The 23,568-nt window shown below is 44.5% G+C and carries 12 protein-coding genes; 6 read left to right on the top strand and 6 right to left on the bottom strand.

Going from position 1 to position 23,568, the window contains the following annotated elements:
* Window positions 1-669: 669 nt before the first annotated feature.
* Together QUD05_RS30945 and QUD05_RS30940 are read left to right on the top strand one after the other, a co-directional pair.
* Window positions 670-1,344, top strand: coding sequence for a calcium-binding protein (locus tag QUD05_RS30945; protein ID WP_289799389.1), 675 nt, complete (start codon window positions 670-672; stop codon window positions 1,342-1,344).
* 229 nt (window positions 1,345-1,573) lie between these two features.
* The gene (locus QUD05_RS30940) at window positions 1,574-2,188 is read left to right on the top strand and encodes a Uma2 family endonuclease (RefSeq protein WP_289799388.1); all 615 of its coding nucleotides are present in this window, start codon (window positions 1,574-1,576) and stop codon (window positions 2,186-2,188) included.
* A 10-nt stretch (window positions 2,189-2,198) separates the two neighbouring features.
* Here QUD05_RS30940 and QUD05_RS30935 read toward each other — a convergent pair whose 3' ends face one another.
* The 5 genes from QUD05_RS30935 to QUD05_RS30915 all read right to left on the bottom strand — a co-directional run bounded on the left by QUD05_RS30935 (window position 2,199) and on the right by QUD05_RS30915 (window position 9,495).
* Window positions 2,199-3,533 carry a pentapeptide repeat-containing protein gene (locus QUD05_RS30935; RefSeq protein WP_289799387.1) on the bottom strand — a complete coding sequence of 445 codons (1,335 nt, stop codon included), beginning with the start codon at window positions 3,531-3,533 and terminating at the stop codon, window positions 2,199-2,201.
* Window positions 3,534-3,775: 242 nt separating this feature from the next.
* Window positions 3,776-5,137, bottom strand: a complete 1,362-nt coding sequence (locus tag QUD05_RS30930; RefSeq protein ID WP_289799386.1) for a DUF3370 domain-containing protein — start codon at window positions 5,135-5,137, stop codon at window positions 3,776-3,778.
* A 434-nt stretch (window positions 5,138-5,571) separates the two neighbouring features.
* Window positions 5,572-6,171, bottom strand: coding sequence for a hypothetical protein (locus tag QUD05_RS30925; protein ID WP_289799385.1), 600 nt, complete (start codon window positions 6,169-6,171; stop codon window positions 5,572-5,574).
* Between the two features lie 428 nt (window positions 6,172-6,599).
* Complete coding sequence (gene chlP, locus QUD05_RS30920; protein WP_289799384.1) at window positions 6,600-7,820, bottom strand: geranylgeranyl reductase; 1,221 nt, start codon at window positions 7,818-7,820, stop codon at window positions 6,600-6,602.
* Between the two features lie 280 nt (window positions 7,821-8,100).
* The gene (locus tag QUD05_RS30915; protein ID WP_289794868.1) at window positions 8,101-9,495 is read right to left on the bottom strand and encodes an IS4 family transposase; all 1,395 of its coding nucleotides are present in this window, start codon (window positions 9,493-9,495) and stop codon (window positions 8,101-8,103) included.
* 248 nt (window positions 9,496-9,743) lie between these two features.
* Between QUD05_RS30915 and QUD05_RS30910 the strand changes: the two genes are divergently transcribed.
* The 3 genes from QUD05_RS30910 (at window position 9,744) to QUD05_RS30900 (ending at window position 15,248) form a co-directional block, all read left to right on the top strand.
* Complete coding sequence (locus QUD05_RS30910; protein WP_289799383.1) at window positions 9,744-10,220, top strand: hypothetical protein; 477 nt, start codon at window positions 9,744-9,746, stop codon at window positions 10,218-10,220.
* 573 nt (window positions 10,221-10,793) lie between these two features.
* Complete coding sequence (locus tag QUD05_RS30905; RefSeq protein ID WP_289799382.1) at window positions 10,794-13,970, top strand: HEAT repeat domain-containing protein; 3,177 nt, start codon at window positions 10,794-10,796, stop codon at window positions 13,968-13,970.
* 261 nt (window positions 13,971-14,231) lie between these two features.
* The gene (locus QUD05_RS30900) at window positions 14,232-15,248 is read left to right on the top strand and encodes a sulfate/molybdate ABC transporter ATP-binding protein (RefSeq protein WP_289799381.1); all 1,017 of its coding nucleotides are present in this window, start codon (window positions 14,232-14,234) and stop codon (window positions 15,246-15,248) included.
* Window positions 15,249-15,537: 289 nt separating this feature from the next.
* On the opposite strand, the gene QUD05_RS30895 is transcribed toward QUD05_RS30900, so the two are convergent.
* Window positions 15,538-18,354, bottom strand: a complete 2,817-nt coding sequence (locus QUD05_RS30895; RefSeq protein WP_289799380.1) for a M16 family metallopeptidase — start codon at window positions 18,352-18,354, stop codon at window positions 15,538-15,540.
* Between the two features lie 957 nt (window positions 18,355-19,311).
* On the opposite strand from QUD05_RS30895, the gene QUD05_RS30890 reads away from it, so the two are divergent.
* The gene (locus tag QUD05_RS30890) at window positions 19,312-23,556 is read left to right on the top strand and encodes a YlcI/YnfO family protein (protein WP_289799379.1); all 4,245 of its coding nucleotides are present in this window, start codon (window positions 19,312-19,314) and stop codon (window positions 23,554-23,556) included.
* Window positions 23,557-23,568: the final 12 nt, after the last annotated feature.

Below are 23,568 nucleotides of genomic sequence, written 5' to 3'. Positions count from 1 at the left end.
GGAGCAGTATTTGAATTGCTTAATAATTATTTAATAGCAGGGTGGTTTCATACGAAAAAAGAAAAATACATAAGTTTTGATTTCTCATTTTGTAGCATGGTTTTTTACCTCTCTCCAAACCTCTCACCCACGGGGAGAGAGGCTNNNAAGTTTTTCTCTGGTTGTATGAAACCACCCTGCTTAATAATTATTTAATGGGGGTTATGTTGGAAAAGTGCAAAAACGATATAACATGACCTTGGCACTGTTTTGATGTCAACAATTATCGATATAGCGCTTCTCACTTAAGTGCAATACAGACCTAACCCCCAACCCTTTCCCTACTAGCATTGGGGAGTAAGATTCAAAGCCTCTCTCCTAAAAGGAGAGAGGTCAAACTGTGTTGCATCCAAGTAATAACCGCTGTAAATCCAGTGCTTGTTAAATCTTCAGAGTTAATAGCAAAGGCCTGTTCAAATCGGGTGTAGTTCTGTTATCTCTTCCCACTCGTTATTTCTCCACCTTATTTTCTCGGCGTTGCTGAATGAAAGTGTAAAACTCCATGTTTTAAACTATTTCTTTTGCGCTTTTGGGGAAACCAAATTCATACTTTTAATCAGCAACGCCGTTTTCTGATGGGGAAGTGATGAGGTAATTTTTTTACCCTCTAAGTTAAGGAGAAACTCATTAATGGCAAATATAACTTTTAACGGTACTAATGGCCCTGACGCTTTAGTTTACTTTAAGGAAAATGATTTTTTAATATATGGTGTTCAAAGTAGTCTGTTTGATGTTGTTTTCATAAACGGATTAGACGGTGACGACATTATCAGCAGTGTTTCTTTTAGCGCTTATATCATCAATGGCGGTGCTGGCAACGATATAGTCTTTGGCAATTATCAAGGTGATGTCCTCGCAGGGGATGATTCGTTTGATGTCGTTGGTGGTAACGATTACCTCGCAGGGTTTAACGGTGACGATGCCCTCTATGGCTTTGGTGGCAACGATACTCTCATAGGGGGTACTGGCAAGGATAAACTCTATGGGGTTGATGGCAACGATGTTTTCCGGTTTGACTCAGTTTCAGATAGTCAACCTGGTTTGTCACGGGATATTATCAAAGACTTTGTTGGAAACGGTATCTTTGCAGGAGATCGAATTGATCTATCTCGCATAGATGCTAATACCAATATAGCGGGCGACCAAGGCTTCACTTACATTGGAAGTGGCGCATTCACCGCACCCGGTCAGATCCGTTATTCAGGAGATATTCTCCAAGGTAATACTGATAGTAATCTATCGGCTAATTTCGAGATTCAGCTTGAAGGATCACCACTACTAGTGGCAAGCGATATTATCGTTTAATAGACTTGTTGCAAAAGTCCTTAATACCCCAACTTCTTACTGACTTTTCACGGGATCTGGAAAACCTCTCTCTAAATCTCTCTCCTTTTAGGAGAGAGACTTTGAAATTTCCCCCTTCCCGCATCGGGAAGGGGGCACGAATGATTTAGGACTCCCATAGTGCGAATTTTATCAACTAAAAATCAACATTTATTGCATGATAAAGTAAAACATATATGGAGGTAAGATTATGACCCAAGCGTTGCCAAAATTACTAACCTTCAATGAATTTATCGAATGGTATCCCAACGATGGAAAACGCTATGAGTTGCACAAAGGAGTAATTGTTGAAATGCCACCCCCAACCGGTTCGCATGAAAAAGTTATTGCGTTTTTGTCGCGGAAATTAACCGTGGAGTTTGATCGTCTTAATTTACCCTATGGAATCCCCAAAACTGCATTGATCCAAACTCCTTCTGCCGAATCCGCTTACTCGCCTGATGTGTTGCTGCTAAATCTTGATAATCTCGACAATGAACCGCTTTTTCAAAAACAGTCAACAGTAAGCCAAGCAGCATCGGTTCCAATAGTTATTGAAGTTGTTTCAACTAACTGGCGAGATGATTACTACAATAAACTTAGGGATTATGAGGAAATGGGCATTCCCGAATATTGGATTGCTGATTATGCTGCATTGGGTGCAAGAAAGTTCATCGGCAATCCCAAACAACCCACTATTTTTGTATGCGAATTAGTTGATGGTGAATATCAAATGACAGCCTTTCAAGGTAACACCACGATTTCATCACCTACCTTTCCCCAATTAAATTTAACTGCACAGCAAATCTTTAATGCGGCTAACTGATTTTTTATAACTATCTTCCCAACTTATTAGGAATACCTTCACAACCACCAGGAATAGTACCTCTGGTTTTTTCGCCACCCCAAGTGCAACAGTAGCAACGCGCAGACTCAGACATCCGCTGCACATTCGTAAAATCGGCATTTTCCACCACAGCGCCAGTGTGTTCGCCGGTTTCATAATCTGGTCGTTCAGTGCGGCTGCGGGGTGATGCTTTTTCCAGTACACCGTAGAATAGGCGAATCCCGTTCAGGTCAGCACTACTGAGATTAGCATTATATAAAATTGTGCGCGAGAGATTGGCTTTTACTAAGTCACAACCGACCAGATTAGCGCGGACAAGATTAGCTTCGCTCAAATCAGTCCAACGCAAATCAGTGCCAGAAAGGTCTGCGGCGGCTAGCATTACGCCTAAATCTATGACGCGCACACCTTCAAGGCGGTCTTCTGCATATCCGCCACTCCCGTCAAGAATGGCTCTACCTAATCGCCCATCGCGTTTTAAGGGTGAAAGCAACTTAGAACGTGAGAGAAAACGGAGAATTTTCGCTTTCCCACTACCATCGACACTACTTAAAATTGCCGCAGTGCGTCCTTCTGCGATCGCTCTTTCTTGAGGCCAATCTTCTAATAATCCTTCTTCATCTAATACTAAGTCGGAAACGCCTTGGAAATAAGAATCAATTGTCTGTTGCTGGGTGATAATATTTTGCTGAACTGTCAGCATATTTTGCTGAATTGTCAAGTCTTTGGAAATAACATATTGTCGCCATGCTACGTAAACAGCAATGATAGCAATGAGAATTTGCCCCAAAGCGCCAAACCATTCTGCTAGGCTACCAGCAATATCCCAGTTAATCTGGCGTCCTAAAAGCAGCAAGCGATCGCCTACACCCGTGAACCTGATCAAGCCAATGATGGCTACTATGAGTCCCAAAAACGCCACAAACAGGGTGCGTTCTTGGGGTGAAAACCATTCGTCTAAAACTTCTTGCAACCAAGGCAATAATATCGCTAGGGATAACAGCAAAGTTATCAGCGTGCCGATTGTGCCAACGATCCAGTTATTCAGGATAACTCCAATGAAGGTGATGGCGATCGCGATTAAAATAATCAGCAATGCCCTCGGCTTAACTGTAAATTGCTTGGCAATGGGTTGTTTGAAGTCAGAACGGGCTTGTTGTAAAGCAGTTGTATGTTGCGGAGATTGCAAAGAACCAATTGCTGCTAGTGCTTGTGAGGGTAGGTTTTTCTCATTTGCACTCCCGTCAAAGTCATCCGGCTGCAAATCATCTTCGGGGTCTGGTTCTGGGGTTGGTAGATTAGAGGAATTGGATTCAATCGTCATGTTTTCTATTTTGCCCCAGTAGATTCAGAACAACATCTGTTTTATCAGAAATTGCACTAAACCTAAAAACCAAAGACCTGTATTCCATACGACTGAGAAACGCTACATATAGCAGTTTCCAATTGCCTCAAGTACACACATTTTGTAAGGGCATAACAGCAGTTCACCTCTATCAACTTAAGTAGAAGCTGGCATTGGCAAGGGTTTTTTGATAACTTTTTGGTTCTCCTTTGCCCTATACCTTATGTTTGGTCTACAGTTTGAATTGTCAGCATTTGAGGAGGCGTAGCATCAGGTGGGTAGAGAAAATCCACTTCTACCAGTCGGCGCTGTCCAGGAGATATTTTTAATTGAGCCAGCGGTTTTCCCATCTGTCCCCGTTGTTGAACTAAATGCCAATATTGGGTTCTGGGTAAGCCATTATCGTCGTTGTAGCGAATACGAACAGTGCCTCGGAAAAAGACAGATGGTGCGGGTGGTGAAAAAAAGCGCAGCCCTGGTTTACTTAACTCATCTTCTTTAATAGGCGTTTGAAAAAGTACATTTATAGTTTGCGGCTTATCCGTATTATTGAATAATGGTAGAGAGATGTTGTATTCAATACCGTAATTGCCGTGAGCTTCGTAAGCAGTACCAGGATAACGCGCTACAAGTTTAGCAGTTTGGTTTTGTCCCGTACCCATTTTGCCAGCCAAAAGGGTACTTAAACCGTAAGAAAAAGCTTGTCCTGATTCGGGAATTGTCAGGTATGAACTATTAGAGTCGGTAACTTGTGCTTGCCAACGAGAGCCAACAGCTACCCCCGCTACCCGTCCGTAAATTTCTGTTGCCCCTGCAAGTTTATCTGGAGGACTGGGAGCCGGTTCACGAGGCCCAGCAAAATCACCATTTTCTAATAAATTCTCCCATTCTTCTAAAGTAGGCGCTCTTTCACTACCATCGGGATTGGGTTTAGCAAACATGGCCAGGTTCGCCATATAAACAGGACGATCGCTATACAAACGTAACAAAGTAGAACGTCCATTCAATGGCGGCGTTAAAGTCCGCACTGGAATTGGATGATTCATTAACATCCGGCTTTGTTTTGGTGGAATTAGCAACTGGGCTGCCCATCCTTGTCGTCTGACTCGTAGCACATCATTCATTACGCGATCGCCCAGCCCTGCATAAATGTTTCCCGAATTATTTGACAGCATGGGAGGAAGCTTGATAAAAGGTGCATCAGGTTGACTTACATAACTAGCTGCTTGCAATATATTGACAGTTGCAGGGCGATCGCTGGGATTGTAAATAACCACTCCCAAATAAAGAGTCCGCAAATCATTTGGCGTCTCAATCGCTCTAGCAATATGGTGAGAAAATAAATCAAACCGTCCCTGAAATGGAAAGTTCAGGTGGGCGCTGGGCACTTTTTTACCTTGAGGAGGAAATGTAGATAGGAGGATTCCTTCACTCTTAACTACTTCTGGGTTATTACTGTTAAATACTGGTACTTCGTCAAGATGTCCTGTTAAAGGTCTTGTTTGTTGAGGAACGAAGATTTCTTGTGGTGCTGGAGAAGGCGATGCTTGAGCCAAAAACAAATAGGAAATAAAATTAAGCATTTATTCAAAAAGCAATTTATCGCTGAAGTTTAGAATACAGCATACGTAACCTCCACCCAAGCATGACAAGTTAGAGGAGGCTGTTGACATTTGGGGATCTGTCTTAACTTGACACCAATGGCAGGATGTCCGCCCCACAAAATTGGGTAATTTATAAGTCTTAGTCCGAATGGCATTAATAAAAACGCAAACCCTTAATTTGATTTGTCTCGTTTTTGCCTAATAAGAAGGCTGCCGCCTCAAGATTTGCGGCAGCAGCCCAATGATCAGCAAGTTACCACGATTAAGAATTTTGATGAATGCGATGTGCGACTTATTCTTGGAACCCCGCTCCCATTCTTCTGCCCTACAGTCCAAAATGCTTTGATTTTTTCTCCGATTACCTGATATGGAAGGGATTGCGGGTTAGGTTTGAGAGAAAGTCGCACATCGCGTTATCTATTACTTTTTAGCAGACTACTGTCAGGAAGAAGAGCTAATCTCTTTTGTTCAAAGTTCAAAATGTTATTGATGGATGCTTCTTTGCGTGCGCGACAGAAGACTGGAGTTTCAGTTCCCAAGCACCCGTTACTAAAATTCGTTTCAATTCTATTGTTCTGAGTTAATTGCCAGTATCTGTGACGCCACTGCCCAGAAGAACATGTAGCTGTGGCATCATCAGAGGCTAGTGTTCCTCTATAAAAAATAAAGCCTCCATAACTCATGCCCGCCAGTGGATTATCAGATAGAACCATATACGGTTGCTTGTTATAGATCCTTTTTCCCACATTCCAACTACTGCAAACAACTGGTAATGGCTCAGTTGTGTTATAAGAAATTGCATATTCGTAGCTACTAGTTGGATAGTTTGGAATCTGACAAGTTTCATCGATCTGGCTTAGATTTCCACATTGAAGCCAATCACTTGCATAGGCTGGCGAAACCACAAAGATACTTATAAAAACTGAAACGAGTTTACAAAAGTTTTGAGTTTTTGTTTTCACTTTCTTCATCATCATAATGTTGTGATGTTTTGCAAAGGTTTTATCAAGCACACTCAACTCTAAGTTGTAGCAATCACCCTCTTTTCAGGAATTTAGGTCTACTCTAAAGGGCAGCGACATAGCCAACAGCTACTGCTCGGAAAATACTGAGTTTTGTTGTACAAAAATTACAATACCAAAGTGAAAATTACAAGAGCATCAATTTATACAAAACTTAATTTANNNGTAGCACTCATTATTTCAAAGAAAAATCTTGAAGATGATTTGAGGAAACTGCTAGAAAATAGTGCTAGTGAACCTACACTAGACCTCTTGCATAAATCAAANGATAAAACCCCACCCCGCCAAAGCTATGCTTTGTCTCGCCTCCCGAAGAGCGGGGAGGGGTTGGGGGTGGGGTGTTAGGGACTTTTGTAAAAGGTCTACTGTAACCGTATTGGGTAATTTTATTGGTTGCAATTTCAGTATTTTGCACTTACCTAAGGTGCAAGAGCATTACCCCGAATTAGACTACCGATAGTTTTGGCAGTAATTTTCAATTGGGTGATGGGATTAGCTGGGACAACCGTCTTATACAAATAGCTATCGAATGTTAGCCGTTGTACATCGAGGTCATCGCACATTTCCACAAACGCCTCGCGGGTAGCGTCGGAACGATAGAACACAGTTTGCAGAATGTCCAGCACCTTGTAAGTGAGTCCGTATCTTTTATCCCAACGCTTCAGGTAAAGCTTCAGGTCGCCTTCTGTAGGAATACGGCTACCACTGTTAGATGTTTCGACAATGGTTTCGGCACACATCCGCCCAGATTTAGCGGCAAAATAGATACCTTCACCAGAGGACTTGGTAACGTAACCAGCAGCATCTCCCACCAAAGCGATGCGACCGACAACACGACGGGGACGGGGATGTTCGGGAATTGGGTGTGCTTCGACTTTGATGATTTTACCACCAGCTAGTTTCTCGGAAGCACGGGCGCGGATACCAGCTTGTAACTGTTTGATGCTGGCTTTATTGATGTGCATCGTACCAGTACCGACAGCTACGTGGTCATATTTGGGGAAAACCCAAGCGTAGAAATCGGTCGAAACGTCATCACCGACATACATTTCGGCGAGGTCGTTGTAGTAGGCCATTTTGTCTTCGGGTAAGCGAATCCGCTCTTGGAAAGCGATCGCATAATTGTAATCCCCAGCATCCATTTCTTTGGCAACGCGGGAATTAGCCCCATCGGCCCCAATAATTAAATCCACCTTCAAGGTTTTAGCAATACCCTGCGATATACCGTCTGTATGGTCAATGTAATGGATGGTATAGGGATCAGTATTGTTTCCTGGTATATCAAGTTTATGAACAGTGGCATTAATTAAATTTGCGCCTAGTTTTGCCGCGCGATCGCGCAAAAAGCCATCTAACACTTCCCGGCGGCACATTCCTATATATTCATCTTCATTTACCAGATTGATATCAACCTCGCGATTGGAAGGCGAAATCATTTTCATCTTCCGTACCCGGCGATCGATAATTTCTGGTGGTAGGTCAAATTCACTCACCATACACAGGGGAATTGCACCCCCACAAGGCTTTGCATTGTCTAGCTTCCGCTCAAACAGGTAGGTTTCAATCCCAGAGGCTGCCAGTGTTTCAGCGGCAGATGAACCAGCAGGGCCTGACCCAATAACAGCAACCCGTAGTGTCAAAGGTCTTTCTCCCAATCTTCACATTTACCGAGAGCATACTATCACGGTCTTTCTGGTGATTTGGCGCTTTTCCTCCAGGTTTCTGCACAAATGCAATATTCCTTAACGTTTCGATACGAAAAGCGAGATGGCGGATGGATGGCATTTACCAGTGGGAATCGTAACAACTCATTTAGCTTGAAGCGTAAATTTTACCCCACCCTAACCCTCCCCTTGTAAAGGGGAGGGAACTAGATTTTCTATTTCCCCCCTTAAAAAGCCTTGTCATTACCAACATCTTTTAAACTGACTGGGTGATAAAATCAGCAGCCCAACACATATCCTGTAATCGCAACCAGCCTCGCCATAAGGTCTGCCAACCAGGTAGACCATCGGATTTGCGGCCAAGAAAACCACCCAAACGAGCGATCGCTAAAAAGAATTCACCCAAAGTCAACTCACAATTTGTCAACCCAAGACGAGCAACTAAGACTTTTAACATAATTGTAGGTATGTACTCGTGTGCCTTCAGTTGGGAATTGCTGCGACTAAGTTGGCGTAACTGTAATAATCTGACTGAAACTATAGCAAAAAAGCCAAGTAACCTTACCAGTGATGAAGCTGACTCCAATTGACGTTTTTCTACAGCACAACCAGTTTTGAGACACTTATGATACTCTTCAATTAACCAACGTGTAGCATACCAATCTAGTTGCATGAGGGCATCCTCACGAGCATTTACAGCAACAGTGGTAAATAGAATCCATTCTAAATCTCCTTCTGGTTCCCAACAACGAATACACCAACCATCTATTAGCTGTTGTTTTCTTTCACAGCCAATTGCTGGGGGTTGAATTGTCAATTGAGACCAAGCTACTTGTAAGTTAACTTGACGTTTGGGTTCTCCGTTGCGCCCACGCAAAACAACAGTTTTCTCCGCCATTGGTTGTAAAGAACGAGCAAATGCCTTGAGATACCCTTTGGTGGCATCAGGTTTAGTAATCACTCGGTTTTGAGTGACTCGTACTAAGCAGTGCCAGTACAAAGCTTTGGCTCGTCGAAGGTAAGAAAAAATATCACTCCCCCTGTCTCCGACACTTACCCAAATTGACCCAGTTTGTGGTGTTGGTGCAGTGCCGATGGATTCCACCATCTCTGCCCAAATTTCCCCTTCACCATCTGTTCTCAATAGTTCTGGTAGCGCTTCCACCAACGTGTTGTCATTGTCCTTTTTTTGACTACGCAGCCAAGGTATTTGTCCTGCCAATCCCAAAATTTGTGGATTCAAAGGTAACGGTACTACTGCTAAACACGTGTGTAGCATCATTCCTCTACCTTTGCCATCTCCAATATGCCCTAATCCCTTAACTTGCCGATGATGAGTATAATCTAGTTCTGTTGTGTCTTGGATGAATAAAACAACATTGGATTTTATTTCAGTTGCGCTTTGTTTCGTCTCCGTGATGTGAGGTTGAATTAATGCCTTATGAGTTACATCGTCTTCCGCAAATAATCGGTACGCAGCACGAATTTCATTCCAGCCTTGCATCATATCTGGTAAACTCCCTTGCGGGTTGGCAGCTATGGCTGCACCGATAGCGATCGCTCTTTGCGTACGACGAGTATCCCCTAATTCGGCATCTCCCCATTGCTCAACTGCCCAAGCATTGAGGTCTGTGAAATTTTTCAACTTCATACTCTGACTCTATTACATCCCTACCTCACTTTAAAAGATGTTGGTAATGACAAGCCTTTCCAAGGGGGGATTAAGGGGGGTAATTCGACTTGTGTGTACACGCTTTCCAAGGGGGGATTAAGGGGGATAATTCGACTTATGTGTACACCAGAGAGGTTAATTTCCCTATTCCCCGTTCCNTTAAATACTGTGCGATCGCATTTATCAGTGGGAATCATAACAAACAGATTTACCACAGTAAATAACCAATGGCATACCAAAATATTACAGGCTCCCTTACCCCAGCAGATATCCAAGAAATTAAAGCAGCCTTTGCGACTATCCAAGCAAAGTTACCTTTTCTTGTGACTCTGAGTGTAGAAGAACGACGCAAGTTATTTAAGATGGGCGATAAAAGCCTAGCTTTTGTTAACACTAGCCTGACTGCTGCCCAATCTAACCGAGATATTTTACCAGCCAGCTTTGATGTAGATGAATTTGTACGCGATTATCAACTAGCCGCAACTCTTAGCGAACTTCTGATTGGACTGCGACAACTGACAGAACAAGTAGATGATACCTTAATGGCTGTCGGTAGTGAGACAATGAGCAGCAGTTTGACAGTTTACGATTACGTCAAGACTGCTGCTAAGAAAACTCCAGGGTTAAAAACTATTGCCGAACAGTTAGGGGAACGGTTTAAAGCTATTAAAAGTAAACCTGCTAAAACTGCTTCTGGTTCATAGGCTGTAAACTTTGCCAGAGATAGGGGAAGAGTGAAAGGGGAAAAGTTAAAGGTAGATGCAAATCCTTTTCTTTTCCCCTTTCTGTTTGCTCAACTGGTGAATGAGTCTTTTTTACTCGCGGGAGAGTCTTTGATACTCGTCGGCGAGTCTTTGATACTCGCGGGAGAGTCTTTGATACTCGCAGGAGAGCCTTTAATACTCGCGGATGAGTCTTTGATACTCGCAGGAGAGCCTTTAATACTCGCGGATGAGTCTTTTATACTTGTGAGCGAGTCTTTTATACTCGCGGATGAGTCTTTGATACTCGTGAGCGAGTCTTTTATACTCATGAGCAAAGATCAACATTAAGTCTGTTCTCTTACTCTGCGTCCTTTGCGTCCTTTGCGGTTCGTTTCTTCATTCTCTTATTCCTATCTGAACGCACCATAGTAGTAAATTTCAAAATTTGGAAAGCTCCCACAAATAGAAACCTAAAAACCCAAAGAAAATCTGACTTTCTCAATCAGGAATTAGGAATTGCAAGGTTGTTATTATACTCATAGCCGCGTGTAATCTGCCGCCTTGCCCTGATTTATGCTCATAACTCCACGCCACACCAGCAGATCGCTCTTTTTCCTTTTCTGTTTCACCCTACTCCTAACTTTCCTCCTCTCTCTACCTTGGGTGAGCGCTGAAGAAAAACCTAAGCCAGAAGCATGGCAGATTAACGGTATCGTAGCAGCCCTAAAAGACCTAATACCCGAAGTTAGAGCTACAGCAACCCAAAACTTACAGAAATATCAGCTAGATAACCTTAAATTCCAGATAAAAAACTATGATGAACTTGTAAAACAGTTTGTCAAACAGTTACAGGATAAAGATTCAGCAGTCTCCCGTAAAGCAGCAGCAGAAGCACTAGGGCAGATGCAAGCCAAGGAACAAGCTCCACAAGTTGCTAAACTGCTCATAGATTCTGACTCTAGTGTCCGTAGTGCAGTAGCACAGGCACTAGGGCAGATGCAAGCCAAGGAACAAACACCACAAGTTGCTAAACTGCTCATAGATTCTGACTCTGATGTCCGTAAAGCAGCAGCAGTGGCACTAGGGCAGATGCAAGCTAAGGAAGTAGTTCCACAAGTTGTCCAGCTGCTCACAAATCCTGACGGTGATGCCCGTTATGCAGCAATACAAGCATTAGGGCAGATGCAAGCCAAGGAACAAATTCCACTAGTTGCTAAACTTCTCAAAGAAGATCCTGAAGCCTATATCCGTCATGCAGCAGTACAAGCACTAGGGCAGATGCAAGCCAAGGAACAAGCTCCACAAGTTGTCCAGCTGCTCAAAAATCCTGACGGTGGTGTCCGTGGTGCAGCAATACAGGCATTAGGGCAGATGCAAGCAAAGGAACAAATTCCACAAGTTGTCCAGCTGCTCACAAATCCTGACACTCATACCCGTTATGCAGCAATACAGGCACTAGGGCAGATGCAAGCCAAGGAACAAATTCCAAAACTTGTCCAGCTGCTTGAAGATTCTGAAGGTGTTATCCGTCATGCAGCAGTACAAGCACTAGGGCAGATGCAAGCCAAGGAACAAATTCCACTAGTTGCTAAACTGCTCAAAGATCCTGAAGCCTATATCCGTAAAGCAGCAACAGAGGAACTAGGGCAGATGCAAGCCAAGGAACAAACTCCACTAGTTACTAAACTGCTCATAGATTCTGACTCTGATGTCCGTAAAGCAGCAGCAGTGGCACTAGGGCAGATGCAAGCCAAGGAACAAACTTCACTAGTTGCTAAACTACTCGAAGATCCTGACTCTGGTGTCCGTCATGCAGCAGTACAAGCACTAGGGCAGATGCAAGCCAAGGAACAAGCTCCACGAGTTGCTAAACTGCTCAAAGAAGATTTTGACTCTGGTGTCCGTTATGCAGCAGCACAGGCACTCATGAAACTAGGGCAACAAGATTTGCCTGTTGTTGTGCAAGTTCTAGATTCAGTTCACTATTATCCCTCTGAGGTTGGTCAAATCAGGTTTGTAGCTCATTTTTTGGGAGGTGGTGAATCACAAGTAGAAACTCTTATGCAATGGGTTGGTGAGCCTAAAATGCCCCCAGAGAAACCACCATCATATAAGCAGGGAGTGGATGCAATGGAAGTTTTCCAAAAAGCCTGGAAAAATTGTAAATCTTTACCAAAACTGCAAAGAGAACTGGCACAACAAATTTCTGAAGTTGCTGCCAACCAACAAATTATTTGGAAAGCTAAGGATATTAACTTACTGGAAACTCATAAGAGCAACCTCAAAAACGTTAAGTCCACTCACGCCGATGCACTACAGTCAGTAATTGATAATGTGGAATATAGGCAGTGGTTTCTCAAAGCCAGAAACACCATCCTTATTCACATTACCTTTTGGCTAGCCCTCATCTTTGCCTACCCCAAATTTCCCCAAGTCCAAGCCATCTTCTTCTGGAACCCTTGGGTGAGGCGCATTCTTGGCGTCGGCTATGTCGGCTTTCTCCTCACCTGGTTTCCACCCTTGCGGCGCAAATTATTTGAACCGTTCAAACCTTCCCTATTAGCCGATGCCGGCTTAGATAATTTTTATGACCAATCATACTTCCCAGAATCTAAAGTCAAAGTTCCCACTTCAGGAGACATCCTGCCAATTACCGCAGCCTTACCCAGTATTCAAGGACAAATTATCTTAGAAGGAGATTCCGGCTTAGGCAAGTCGATGTTTCTCCGTCATCTGTTGCAAAACTCCCAGCGCATCGTCGTTTATCTCCCCGCCCAAAAGTGTCATAAAGGCGTAATTGAAGCCATCCAAGACAAGCTACACGGCCAAGCCCAAGATGCCGGCTTTCTGAAAAACCTAATTTACAGTGGCGCGATAGATATCTGCATCGACGGACTCAACGAAGTCACCGCCGAAACCCGCGCCAAAATCTGCCAGTTTGTCGAAAGCTATTTCCGGGGCAACATTATCATGACTACCCAGCCCCTAGAGTGGACACCCCCCTCAACAGCCAAAACCTACTACTTGCAGCCCCTCGAACAACAACAAATTCAAGAGTTTTTGATCTCCCGTCAGCCGCGACTCCCCAAAGATGCCAAAATTCAAGGTGCTGATTATGCCCAAGCCTGCACCAATTATTTAAAAGAAGTCCTCAATAACCAGCAAGCCCAAGAAGAATTAGATGCTGTCCGCCGAATTCTTTCCAATCCAATGGATCTAACAGTGGTTGCGCTGATGCTATCACAAGATAAACAGCCAAACTTGTTTCGCCTGCAAGAACAGCAATACAACCTGATGGCGGCAGAATACCAGCAAGAATGGAAACAAGAATTTCCCCTCAAAAGATTTTCCGCCGCCGTCTACCAAATGCGACTCGATGACAAACAAGCCTTACCCGCAGATGATTTTCACCAAGTTGCCATGTCTTTAGAAGACGAGAAATACAAAATGGTAGTCAGCCGTCAGTGGCAAGATGAAAAAGGCGAAGCCAAGAAAGAATGGTACTTCCGCCACGATAAAATCATGGATTTCTTCTTGGTGCAAAACTTTCTCGGCGAAACTGATGCCGCCGAAGGACTATTAGTTGATAGAATGGGCGATCCGCGTTTTCGTGGTGTTTATTTCTTGTTAGCAACCTTACTTCCTTTAGATGCAGCCAAAGAACTGCGAGAAGATTTGATTCAATACGCCGCCGATACCAAAGACAATACGGTGAGTAATACCTTTGTGCAGTTGTTGCGAACTAGGTAAGGGACTTCTAAGAAATAAATTATCCAAATAAACGAACCACAGAGGCGCAGAGAACACAGAGAAAGAAGAAATAGAAAGGATTTTTGCGTCAGTTTTGGGATATTTTTTATTTGGAAGTCCCTAAGTTGACATGGGGCATTTAGTGTGTGCTGAAAAGTAGAGGCTAAATTTTGTTTATCTATCAATAATTATGTATGGTATATGTAAGACACAGTAATCCTACCAAGGATCTGTAGATTTAGTTGCAGAGGTATAGCAGCAGTGGGCATAGTAGTTGAAAATGTCTCCAAACAATTCGGGAGTTTCAAGGCAGTTGATGAGGTTAGCCTGGAAATTAAGAGTGGTTCGCTAGTTGCGTTGCTTGGGCCTTCGGGTTCGGGTAAATCTACGCTATTACGGTTAATTTCAGGTTTAGAAATGCCAGATAGGGGCAAAATTCTGCTTACTGGTAAAGATGCTACATACCAAAGCGTGCAGCAACGCAATATTGGCTTTGTATTTCAGCACTATGCCCTATTTAAGCATTTGACTGTTAAGCAAAATATTGCCTTTGGCTTAGAAATTCGTAAGGCACAGCCCAAGAAGATTAAGGGGCGGGTAGAACAGTTACTCGAATTGGTGCAATTGAATGGATTAGGCGATCGCTATCCATCACAACTTTCTGGTGGTCAAAGACAACGAGTAGCTTTAGCGAGGGCATTGGCAGTAGAACCGGAAGTTTTATTGCTAGATGAACCCTTTGGCGCACTTGATGCTAAAGTCCGCAAAGATTTACGGGCATGGTTACGCCGCCTCCATGATGAGGTTCATGTTACCACAGTTTTCGTTACCCACGACCAAGAGGAAGCAATGGAAGTTTCCGATGAGGTTGTGGTGATGAATAAAGGACGTGTGGAACAGGTAGGGACACCAGCTGAAATTTACGATAATCCTGCCACCGCATTTGTAATGAGCTTCATTGGTCCGGTGAATGTGTTACCCAGTACCTCGAAGATTTTTCAAAGTAGCGGCTTTGATGCACCACACCCAGAAGTATTTTTGCGCCCGCAAGATGTGATTTTTGAAAAGGTTGCTAACGGTACGACTACGGCTGCGACAGTAAGCCGATTGATACATTTGGGTTGGGAAATTCAGGTGGAATTAACTTTCGATGACGGGCAAGTATTGATGGCGCATTTAACACGCGATCGCTTTAATGACTTAGAGTTAGAACCTCTACAGCGAGTGTATGTAAAGCCAAAGGATGCAAAGTCCTTTCCAGTGTCTTATTCAATTTGAAGCAGGCAGAATGAGATCCCCGATTTCTTTAAGAAATCGGGGATCTTGTTATTGCGATTTTTACAAATCGAATCCCATTGCTATGTATCTGAGTTGACATACTCACCGAGAAAGAAGGGTCGGTGATTCTGGAGTAAGTAATAAGTAATAAGTAATGAGTAGATACCCATTACTCATTACTCATTACTCATTACTCATTTAAAGTCCTGTCAACGATGATAAAAAGCCGTCCTCAAAGGACGGGGCTTCTCTACGAGACGCTTCGCGAACAGACCCAAGTTTTTGGTAATTAACTGCCCTTGGGTACTGTATCTCCAGGCCCGGCGGTGACAATCACCAGATTTTCTGGCTTAATTAAATCTTCAATTGCCTGTTGCATATTAGCCATAGTGACTGCTTGAATCCGTTGGGGAAACTCTCGGATTTCTGAGCGTGAAAGCCCTAAGACAGAATTATCCAAAATGATGCTTGATACATCACTAGGATTAGCTAAATCCACAGGATAGCTATTAGTGATTGAGCGTTTTGCTGCGTTCAATTCAGCCTCAGTCACTCCTTGCTCGCGTAACTGTTTTAGTAATGCGAGAGTACTGGCGATCGCTTTTTGGGCATCAAGAGGAGCAGTCTGCATTTGAATCAAGAAGGGCCCCGGATTGATTCCGGCAGCAAAACCACTATATATACCGTAGGTTAGACCTTGGCGATCGCGCACTTCCGTACCCAGGCGGCTCGATAAGGTATCACCACCCAAAATTTGATTTAGCACCAGTGCCGCATAATAACGTGGGTCTTTCCGAGAGATGCCGTTGTAGCCGATGTAGGTGACAGCCTCAGCTTTACCGGGAATTACTTTGTTTAGTTGTGTCAAAGTTTTCGGAAATGGTACGGTTGGTATTTTGAGAACAGGTGGCTTACCTGTGGTTTGCCATTTACCAAATACCTCATTTAGCAAAGCTTTTACCTTAACTGAATCAAAGTCTCCAACTATTGCGAGCGTCGTGGTATCCGGTCGGTAGTGTGTCTGGTAGAAGCCAAGCAAATCATCACGAGTAATAGTTTTTAAACTCTCGGCTGTGGGAAAGCTGTGGAATGGATGATTTTCAGGGTAAATTGCCTGTTGGAATACTTGTCTTCCCAAACCTCTAGGGTCATCCAGTTGGACTTTCAGACTTGTTAACGCTCTTTGGCGACTCAGTTCTAACTGATCGGCGGGGAAAGTGGCGTTTTCTAACACATCTGCCAGAGTTTGAATCAATATTGGCAAATTTGCTGAAAGCCCCTCACCGCTGACGTTAACTCCTTCACGGCTAGCACTGAAGCTCAAACCGACTCCCAGGTCTTCTAAGGTTTTTGCTAGAGTCAGAGCATTTTTAGTCTGCGTCCCATTCATTAAGTTGCTTGCAGTTAGATTCGCTAATCCAGCTTTTTGATTGCCGTCAAATTCAGCACCAGCGTCAATTTGTGCGCTCAGGTTAATAGTGGGAAGATTGCGATCGCTCAACAGCAAAACCTTCAAACCATTTTTTAAGGTAAACTCTTCTGGTAGCGATTGTTTATTAGAATCTGTCTCTGATGTAGCAGGTGGCAAATATTTTGCTAGTTCTGCTGGATCTACAGGCTTACCAGGGCTGAAATTTTCCACCGTGCGTCCAGAACCAGCGCTAGAAGTTCCTGGTTTCCCATCTGGTTGAGTTGGCTCAAAGAAGCCGATAGTTTGTTGAGCCGGATTGAGGTAAGTTTTCGCTGCTTTTTGGACTTGAGCAGGAGTCACTTTCGCGATCGCAGCCAGATACCTTTCAATAAAATGATAATCCCCTGCGATCGTTTGGTTATATCCCAGTTGATTAGCTTGACTCGTGATATCTTGATTACCCAAAATATATGAGGCTTGCAGTTGCGTCTTTGCCCGCTTCAACTCTTCTGAGGTGACAGGCTGCTGTTGCAATTTTGTTAAAGATTCCTGGAGTACCTGGGCAATTTTCCCCAACTCTTGACCAGGAGCCGCTGTAGCATCAATTTCATACCAACCCGGTTCGATGAGTTCGGCAGCACCACCACTCACTGAACTAGCGAGTCCAGATTCTACCAAAGCCTGATACAGTCGAGAACTACGTCCACCTGTAAGAATGGCATCCATCAAATCAATTGCTGGGACATCAGGATGTTTGATATCTGGCAGAGGATAGACCGCTTGCAATAGTGCTGCACTTCCAGGTTGCTTAAGGACAATCGGTGCTTTTTTAGCAATAGGGGTAGACGGGGAAGCGTCGGCGATAGAATTAGATGCTAAGAAACGATCGAGTGCTCTGGTTGCATTATCAACTGCCGTATTCTTTTTTGCTCGTTGCGATAACTTACCAAAAGTTTCTTGGACAACTTTGAGTGCGGGTTTTGTGGCAAAATCTCCGGTAATCACTAACGTGGCATTTTCTGGGCTGTAGTAGGTTTGGTAATAATTCCGTACCTGCTCCACCGTGAATTTCTCTACATCGGCTTTTGTGCCTCCCACCGATAAGCCATAGGCTCGATTAGGGAAAGCAGCCCGCATCACTGCCCGACTCAGACGATAACCTGGTGAATTTTCGTATCCCTGTAACTCGGAGATCACCACCCGCTTTTCACTGGTGAGTTGTTCAGGCCCAATTAAGGAGTTTTCCATGCGATCGGCTTCCAGTGTCAGCAGTGCTTCTAATTTGTCTCGCTGCACTGTGCCAAAGTAAGCTGTTTCGTCATAACTAGTAAAAGCATTGAACTGGCTACCCAAAGCACTAAACAACCGTCCAAACTGTACTGGACGGTCGTTTGTACCTTTGAACATTAAATGTTCTAGCTGGTGAGAAATACCATTTTCTCCCTTCACCTCGTTGCGTGAGCCAACTTTATACCAAACTTGCACACTCACCACAGGAGCAGTATGAACTTCTTTGGTTAGTACCATTAAGCCGTTGTCTAATACCGTTTTTTGCACTCCTTGGGTGAATGAGAGAGCAGAGACAGGTGTGACTGCTGTTGGTGTTGCAGCATTAGTGAAATTGCCAGGCATTGGCACGATAGTTAAAACAAGGCTGAGGAAAAATCCTAGAAGCATGTATGGTCGCCGTTTCATAAGCAATACAAAATTTCCAATTTTAAAATAAAACCCCAAAGGGTATTTCAAAATCTAAATCTAACTCAAGTTGCTAGTTATGGAGGGATAAGACAAAAATGCAATCAAATCGCCTCAAAAGAAATGTGGCAGGAGATGATGTATAAACTTATTGCTGCACTACTTTTTGCCTATACCATATCTGAGTGTATTTTTTAAAACTCCTCAAGGGTTATCAGGTTCGTAGATCAAATTTTTACAGAATATTAGAAATTATTGCAAATAGATTAACAAGCATTACAATGTGTTCCATTTTACACGATTGTAGTCATATCTACTTTTAAAATTGGTTTGATACCTATTGTCATCTCATTCGGGTAAGTATCTCGGTCAAACTAGCAAAAACTTTTTTAGGTATGCAAACAAGAAACTTAGGGACTTGCGTGAAAATAAAGTACCAATAAACCGAGTTTCGACTGCGCTCAACTCTCGACATCTGAGGGTTAAGCGCAGCGATGCACTGAGCGCAGTCGAAGTGTCGAAACCCTCCTGTCTGGGACACTATTAACCCGCAGATCCCTTAATTGAATCGTTCACATTAGGTATGCTGTTAACAGCAATACCTGTATTATCAGCTAATGCTTCAGAAGTAGTACCAAATTTATACCAGTTTCAAGGTAAGAATGTCAGCATTAGTTACTCAACGACAAGCTTTATTAGCAAGCCACTTTTTACCTAAAATTAAGTAAAGTTTATTTTTATTCAATCTTTAACTAAAGATTATCAATACTTTTAAGATATATTTTAAAAATAAGTAATGAATTATTCTTTGATAAAATAATGTTTAATTTTGACTGTAATCATGACGATTTTACCCCATTCATTTAATTCGATTTGCAAGGGTAAATATTATAATTGTTTGTGTTCGCAAACTTCTTTACATTTCATAATTAATACTTGCTTAGAGTGAGTAATTGATTGAATTTTAACTCATCTATCAATATTCAAACTCACCCTCTAATTGCAGATAAAAAAAGTGGAAGCAAACCTAGTCGGACTATTCTACGGGCACAATACAATAAATATTATCCATATCTGGTTACACTCATTGCTATGGAACGCGAAGCCTTAACAATCTGTTTTCCGCCTGACTTGCTTGCAAAAGCCAAGAAACTCAAGGAAGGTAGCGAATCATTTAATGATTTAATAGTTAAGGCTTTAGAACGGGAAATACGATACCGCCAGAGATGGGCTGCCGATCGCACCAAGGCTGAAAACCTCTTTGTTGGTGGCGGCAAGATAGGTGCATTGTTGAGATCGCACGATTGGTCGCAAACGTCACTAGGGGCCGTCGAAACCTGGTCGGATAGCCTAAAAACGGCTGTGCAGATCCTATTAACAGAACTAGATCGTGTCCAGCAGCTAGAATCCGATCTGCTACCGGAGTGCATATCAACCAATGCCTCGCATCAAGCTGCCCAAGCCGATGCGTTTCGAGTCAAGCTCACCAATGCGCTACGCCCGTTGACTGATGCTAACGAGATTCAGGCGATCGCTGCCTTTGTTCTGGGCGAGTCTCTAGGCGCAAGCCGCGTTATTTACATTGAAGTGTTACCGGATGGCAAGGAGGTGATCGTTCATAAAAACTATACGAACGGCGTTGCCGAACTGAGCGGACTGTACCATCTAGAAGACTTTGGGCGCAACCTGACAGATGACCATCGAGCGGGGCGAACGGCGATCGTTTCCGATGTGGCCAACTACTCTAAATACACAGCCAGCCAGAGGGCAATATATCAAACAATTGATATTGCCGCGCATATTGATGTGCCGCTGATTAAGAACAATCAATTTGTCGCGTTGCTGGCGGTGCATCAGGCAGAGCCTCGCCAGTGGACGGAAGACGAGGTGAAACGAGTCGAGGAAACAGCAGAGCAGACGTGGGCCGCCGTCGAGCGTGCCCGTGCTGAAGCAGCATTACGCGAGAGCCGTAGCGAACTCGAACGGCAATTGCGAAAGTTTGACGCGATCGTCGCTGCAATTCCCGATTTTATTTACACCTTTGATTTGGCGGGACGGTTCACGTATATCAGCCCGGCACTGCTCAATCTTTGGCAAAAAACTTCAGATGAAGCTTTGGGAAAGAACTTTTTTGAGCTGGATTATCCAACCGATTTAGCGACCCGACATCAGCAACAGATTCAACAGGTGATCGCCACGCGCCAGCCGCTCAAGGATAAAACGCCCTATACTAGCGCAATCGGCACACGCACCTATGAATACATTTTTGTCCCACTTTTAGGTATAAACGGCGCAGTAGACGCAGTGGCAGGTGTGACGCGAGACATTACTGATGTCTCCAACGAGCTTTGCTTACGCAAACAGGTAGAGCAAGCCTTGCGCCAAAGTGAGGAAAAGAGCCGGAATATTCTGGAGAGTATTACAGACGCATTCTTTGCTCTGGATGAGAACTGGATGTTTACCTATGTGAATCAAGCTGCCGAAATGCTGCTCGATCGTGTGGCAGGGGATTTAATTGGCAAGACTTTATGGGAAGAATATTCAGGATTGATTGGCAACGAGTTAGAGCAGATTCACTGGAGCGCCATGCGCGATCGTGTGGCTGCGTCAATGACTGCGTTTTACCCGGATCGCGATCGCTGGTACGAAGTTCGCACCTACCCCGCCCCAAACGGTATCACTGTTTATTTCAAGAATGTTACCGAGCAGATTCAAACTGCCGCAACCCTGCGTCAATCCGAAGAACGCTACCGGACTTTGTTTGAGTCGATCGACGAAGGCTTCTGCATTATTGAAGTATTATTTGAAGAAAATGATCTACCGAGTGGCAGTGTGCCACGCGCCAGCGACTACCGTTTCTTAGAGATCAATCCCACCTTTGAGCAACAAACGGGACTTCGACAAGCAGTCGGGAAAACGGCGCGTCAGTTAGTTCCAGATTTAGAAGACCATTGGATTCAGATTTACGGTCAAGTTGCTCTAACGGGTGAACCTGCTCGCTTTGAAAATGGCTCTCTTGCAATGAACCGATGGTTCGATGTCTATGCCTGTCGTATGGGTGAGCCGGAGGCGCGAAAAGTTGCCATTGTCTTCAAAGATATTAGCGAACGCAAACTCTCAGAAGAACTTTCGCGGCGAACTGCCGAATTTAATGCTTTCCGCGTCTCTCTCTCCGACGCACTCCGCCCACTTGCCGACCCTATAGAGATTCAGGCTACGGCCAGCCGTGTGCTTGGCGAATATCTCAGCGCGAATCGGGTGGCGTACTTCGAGGTTCGCGGTGCTGATTACGTCGTTGAGCGTGACTATGTTAATGGAGCCGCAGCACTCGCTGGCAATTACCCGGTTGATTCGTTCGGTCCCAAGCTGCTCGCAGCCTACCGCACCGGTCGCGCCGTGTCCGCGTCCGATGTGGAAGCCGATCCCAACCTGTCCCCGCCAGAGCGAGCAGCCTACGCCGCCATTGAGATCGGTGCCTACATCGGCATACCGCTGATCAAGAGGGGCGAGTTCGTAGCGGGGCTGGCAGTTCACACATCCGGGCCACGAGCTTGGACACCGGACGAGGTGTCCCTAGCCGAAGAAGTAGCCGAGCGCACTTGGGCGGCGGTCGAACGCGCCCGCGCTGAAGCAGCCTTGCGCGACAGTGAAAACCGCTTCCGTATGGCGATCGAATCTGCCCAATTAGGCACCTGGGACTGGAATCTCATCACCAACCAATTGATTTGGGATGAAGGTTGCAAAGCCATGCATGGTTTACCACCAGAAGCCGAGAGCAGCATTGAGGTCTTTTTTGCCGGACTGTACCCTGACGATCGCGAACGACTAGAACATTTGCTGCAAAGGACTTTGAACCCAAAAAGCAACGGCAAGTATGACGTAGAATATCGCACGATCGGGATTCAGGATGGGGTTGAACGGTGGATTGCAGCCAGAGGACAGGCTTACTTTGATGCTGCCGACAATCCACAACGCTTTGTCGGTACTGTACTCAATATCACTGAGCAAAAACGCATTGAGGCAGAACGAGAACAACTCCTTGTCCGCGAACAAGCCGCAAGAGAAACAGCCGATCGCGCCAATCGGATCAAAGATGAGTTTTTGGCAGTGCTGTCTCATGAATTGCGATCGCCTTTGAACCCGATTTTGGGCTGGACGCAGTTACTACAAAACGGCAAACTGAGAGAAACCCAAAGAGCCGAAGCCTTGAAAATTATTGAGCGCAATGCCAATTTACAGACGCGACTAATCGAAGACTTGCTCGACATCTCCCGCATCATGCAGGGCAAACTCAGCTTAACAGCGGCTCCGGTCAGTTTGACCTTTGTGATTTATGCTGCCGTTGAAACAGTGCGTTTGGCAGCAGAAGCAAAAAATATTGCGATCGCTCTTGAGCTTGATACTGAGATCGCTCCGATTTATGGCGATGCAGCTCGCTTGCAACAAGTGATGTGGAATTTGCTTACCAATGCGGTTAAGTTCACACCTAACAACGGACAAGTGGCTGTTGAACTGCGGCAACTCGACGGGCTAGCTCAGATTCAGGTAATTGATACTGGCAAGGGCATCAATCCACAGTTTTTGCCCCATGTATTTGAATATTTTCGCCAAGAAGACGGCTCAACGACACGCAAATTTGGCGGGTTGGGATTGGGGCTAGCGATCGTGCGGCAAATTGTCGAAATGCATGGGGGCAGGGTGACAGCAGAAAGTCAGGGTGAGAATCAAGGCGCAACCTTCATCATCCAATTGCCCCTCATGCAGCACGCAAGAGCAAAGCTCAACGCATTCGAGCCAATCCACACTCAGACAGAAGCAAAAGTGCCTTTAGAGGGCGTTCAAATTTTGCTGGTGGATGATGAGGCAGATACTCGCGAGTTTCAAGCACTTGTGCTGTCACAATGCGGTGCAAATGTAACAGCCGTCGCTTCTGCTTTAGAAGCTTTGCAAGCTCTAGAGCAGTTCACTCCTGACGTATTAGTGAGTGACATAGGTATGGCACAGATGGACGGCTATATGCTGATGCAGCAGATTCGATCTCGCCCAGCCAATCAAGGAGGAACCATCCGAGCGATCGCACTGACTGCTTATGCCGCAGAAATTGACCAGCAAAGAGCGCTCCAGGTAGGATTTCAAACTCACATTACAAAACCTGTAGAGCCACAGAAGTTAGTGAGGGCGATAGTTAGTTTAGTCTCGTAGGGTAGGCAATGC

The organism is Nostoc sp. GT001 (genome assembly GCF_030382115.1).
GTDB lineage: Bacteria > Cyanobacteriota > Cyanobacteriia > Cyanobacteriales > Nostocaceae > Nostoc.
The sequence above is the reverse complement of the archived record's forward strand: the minus strand, read 5'-3'. Positions and strand labels throughout refer to the sequence as shown.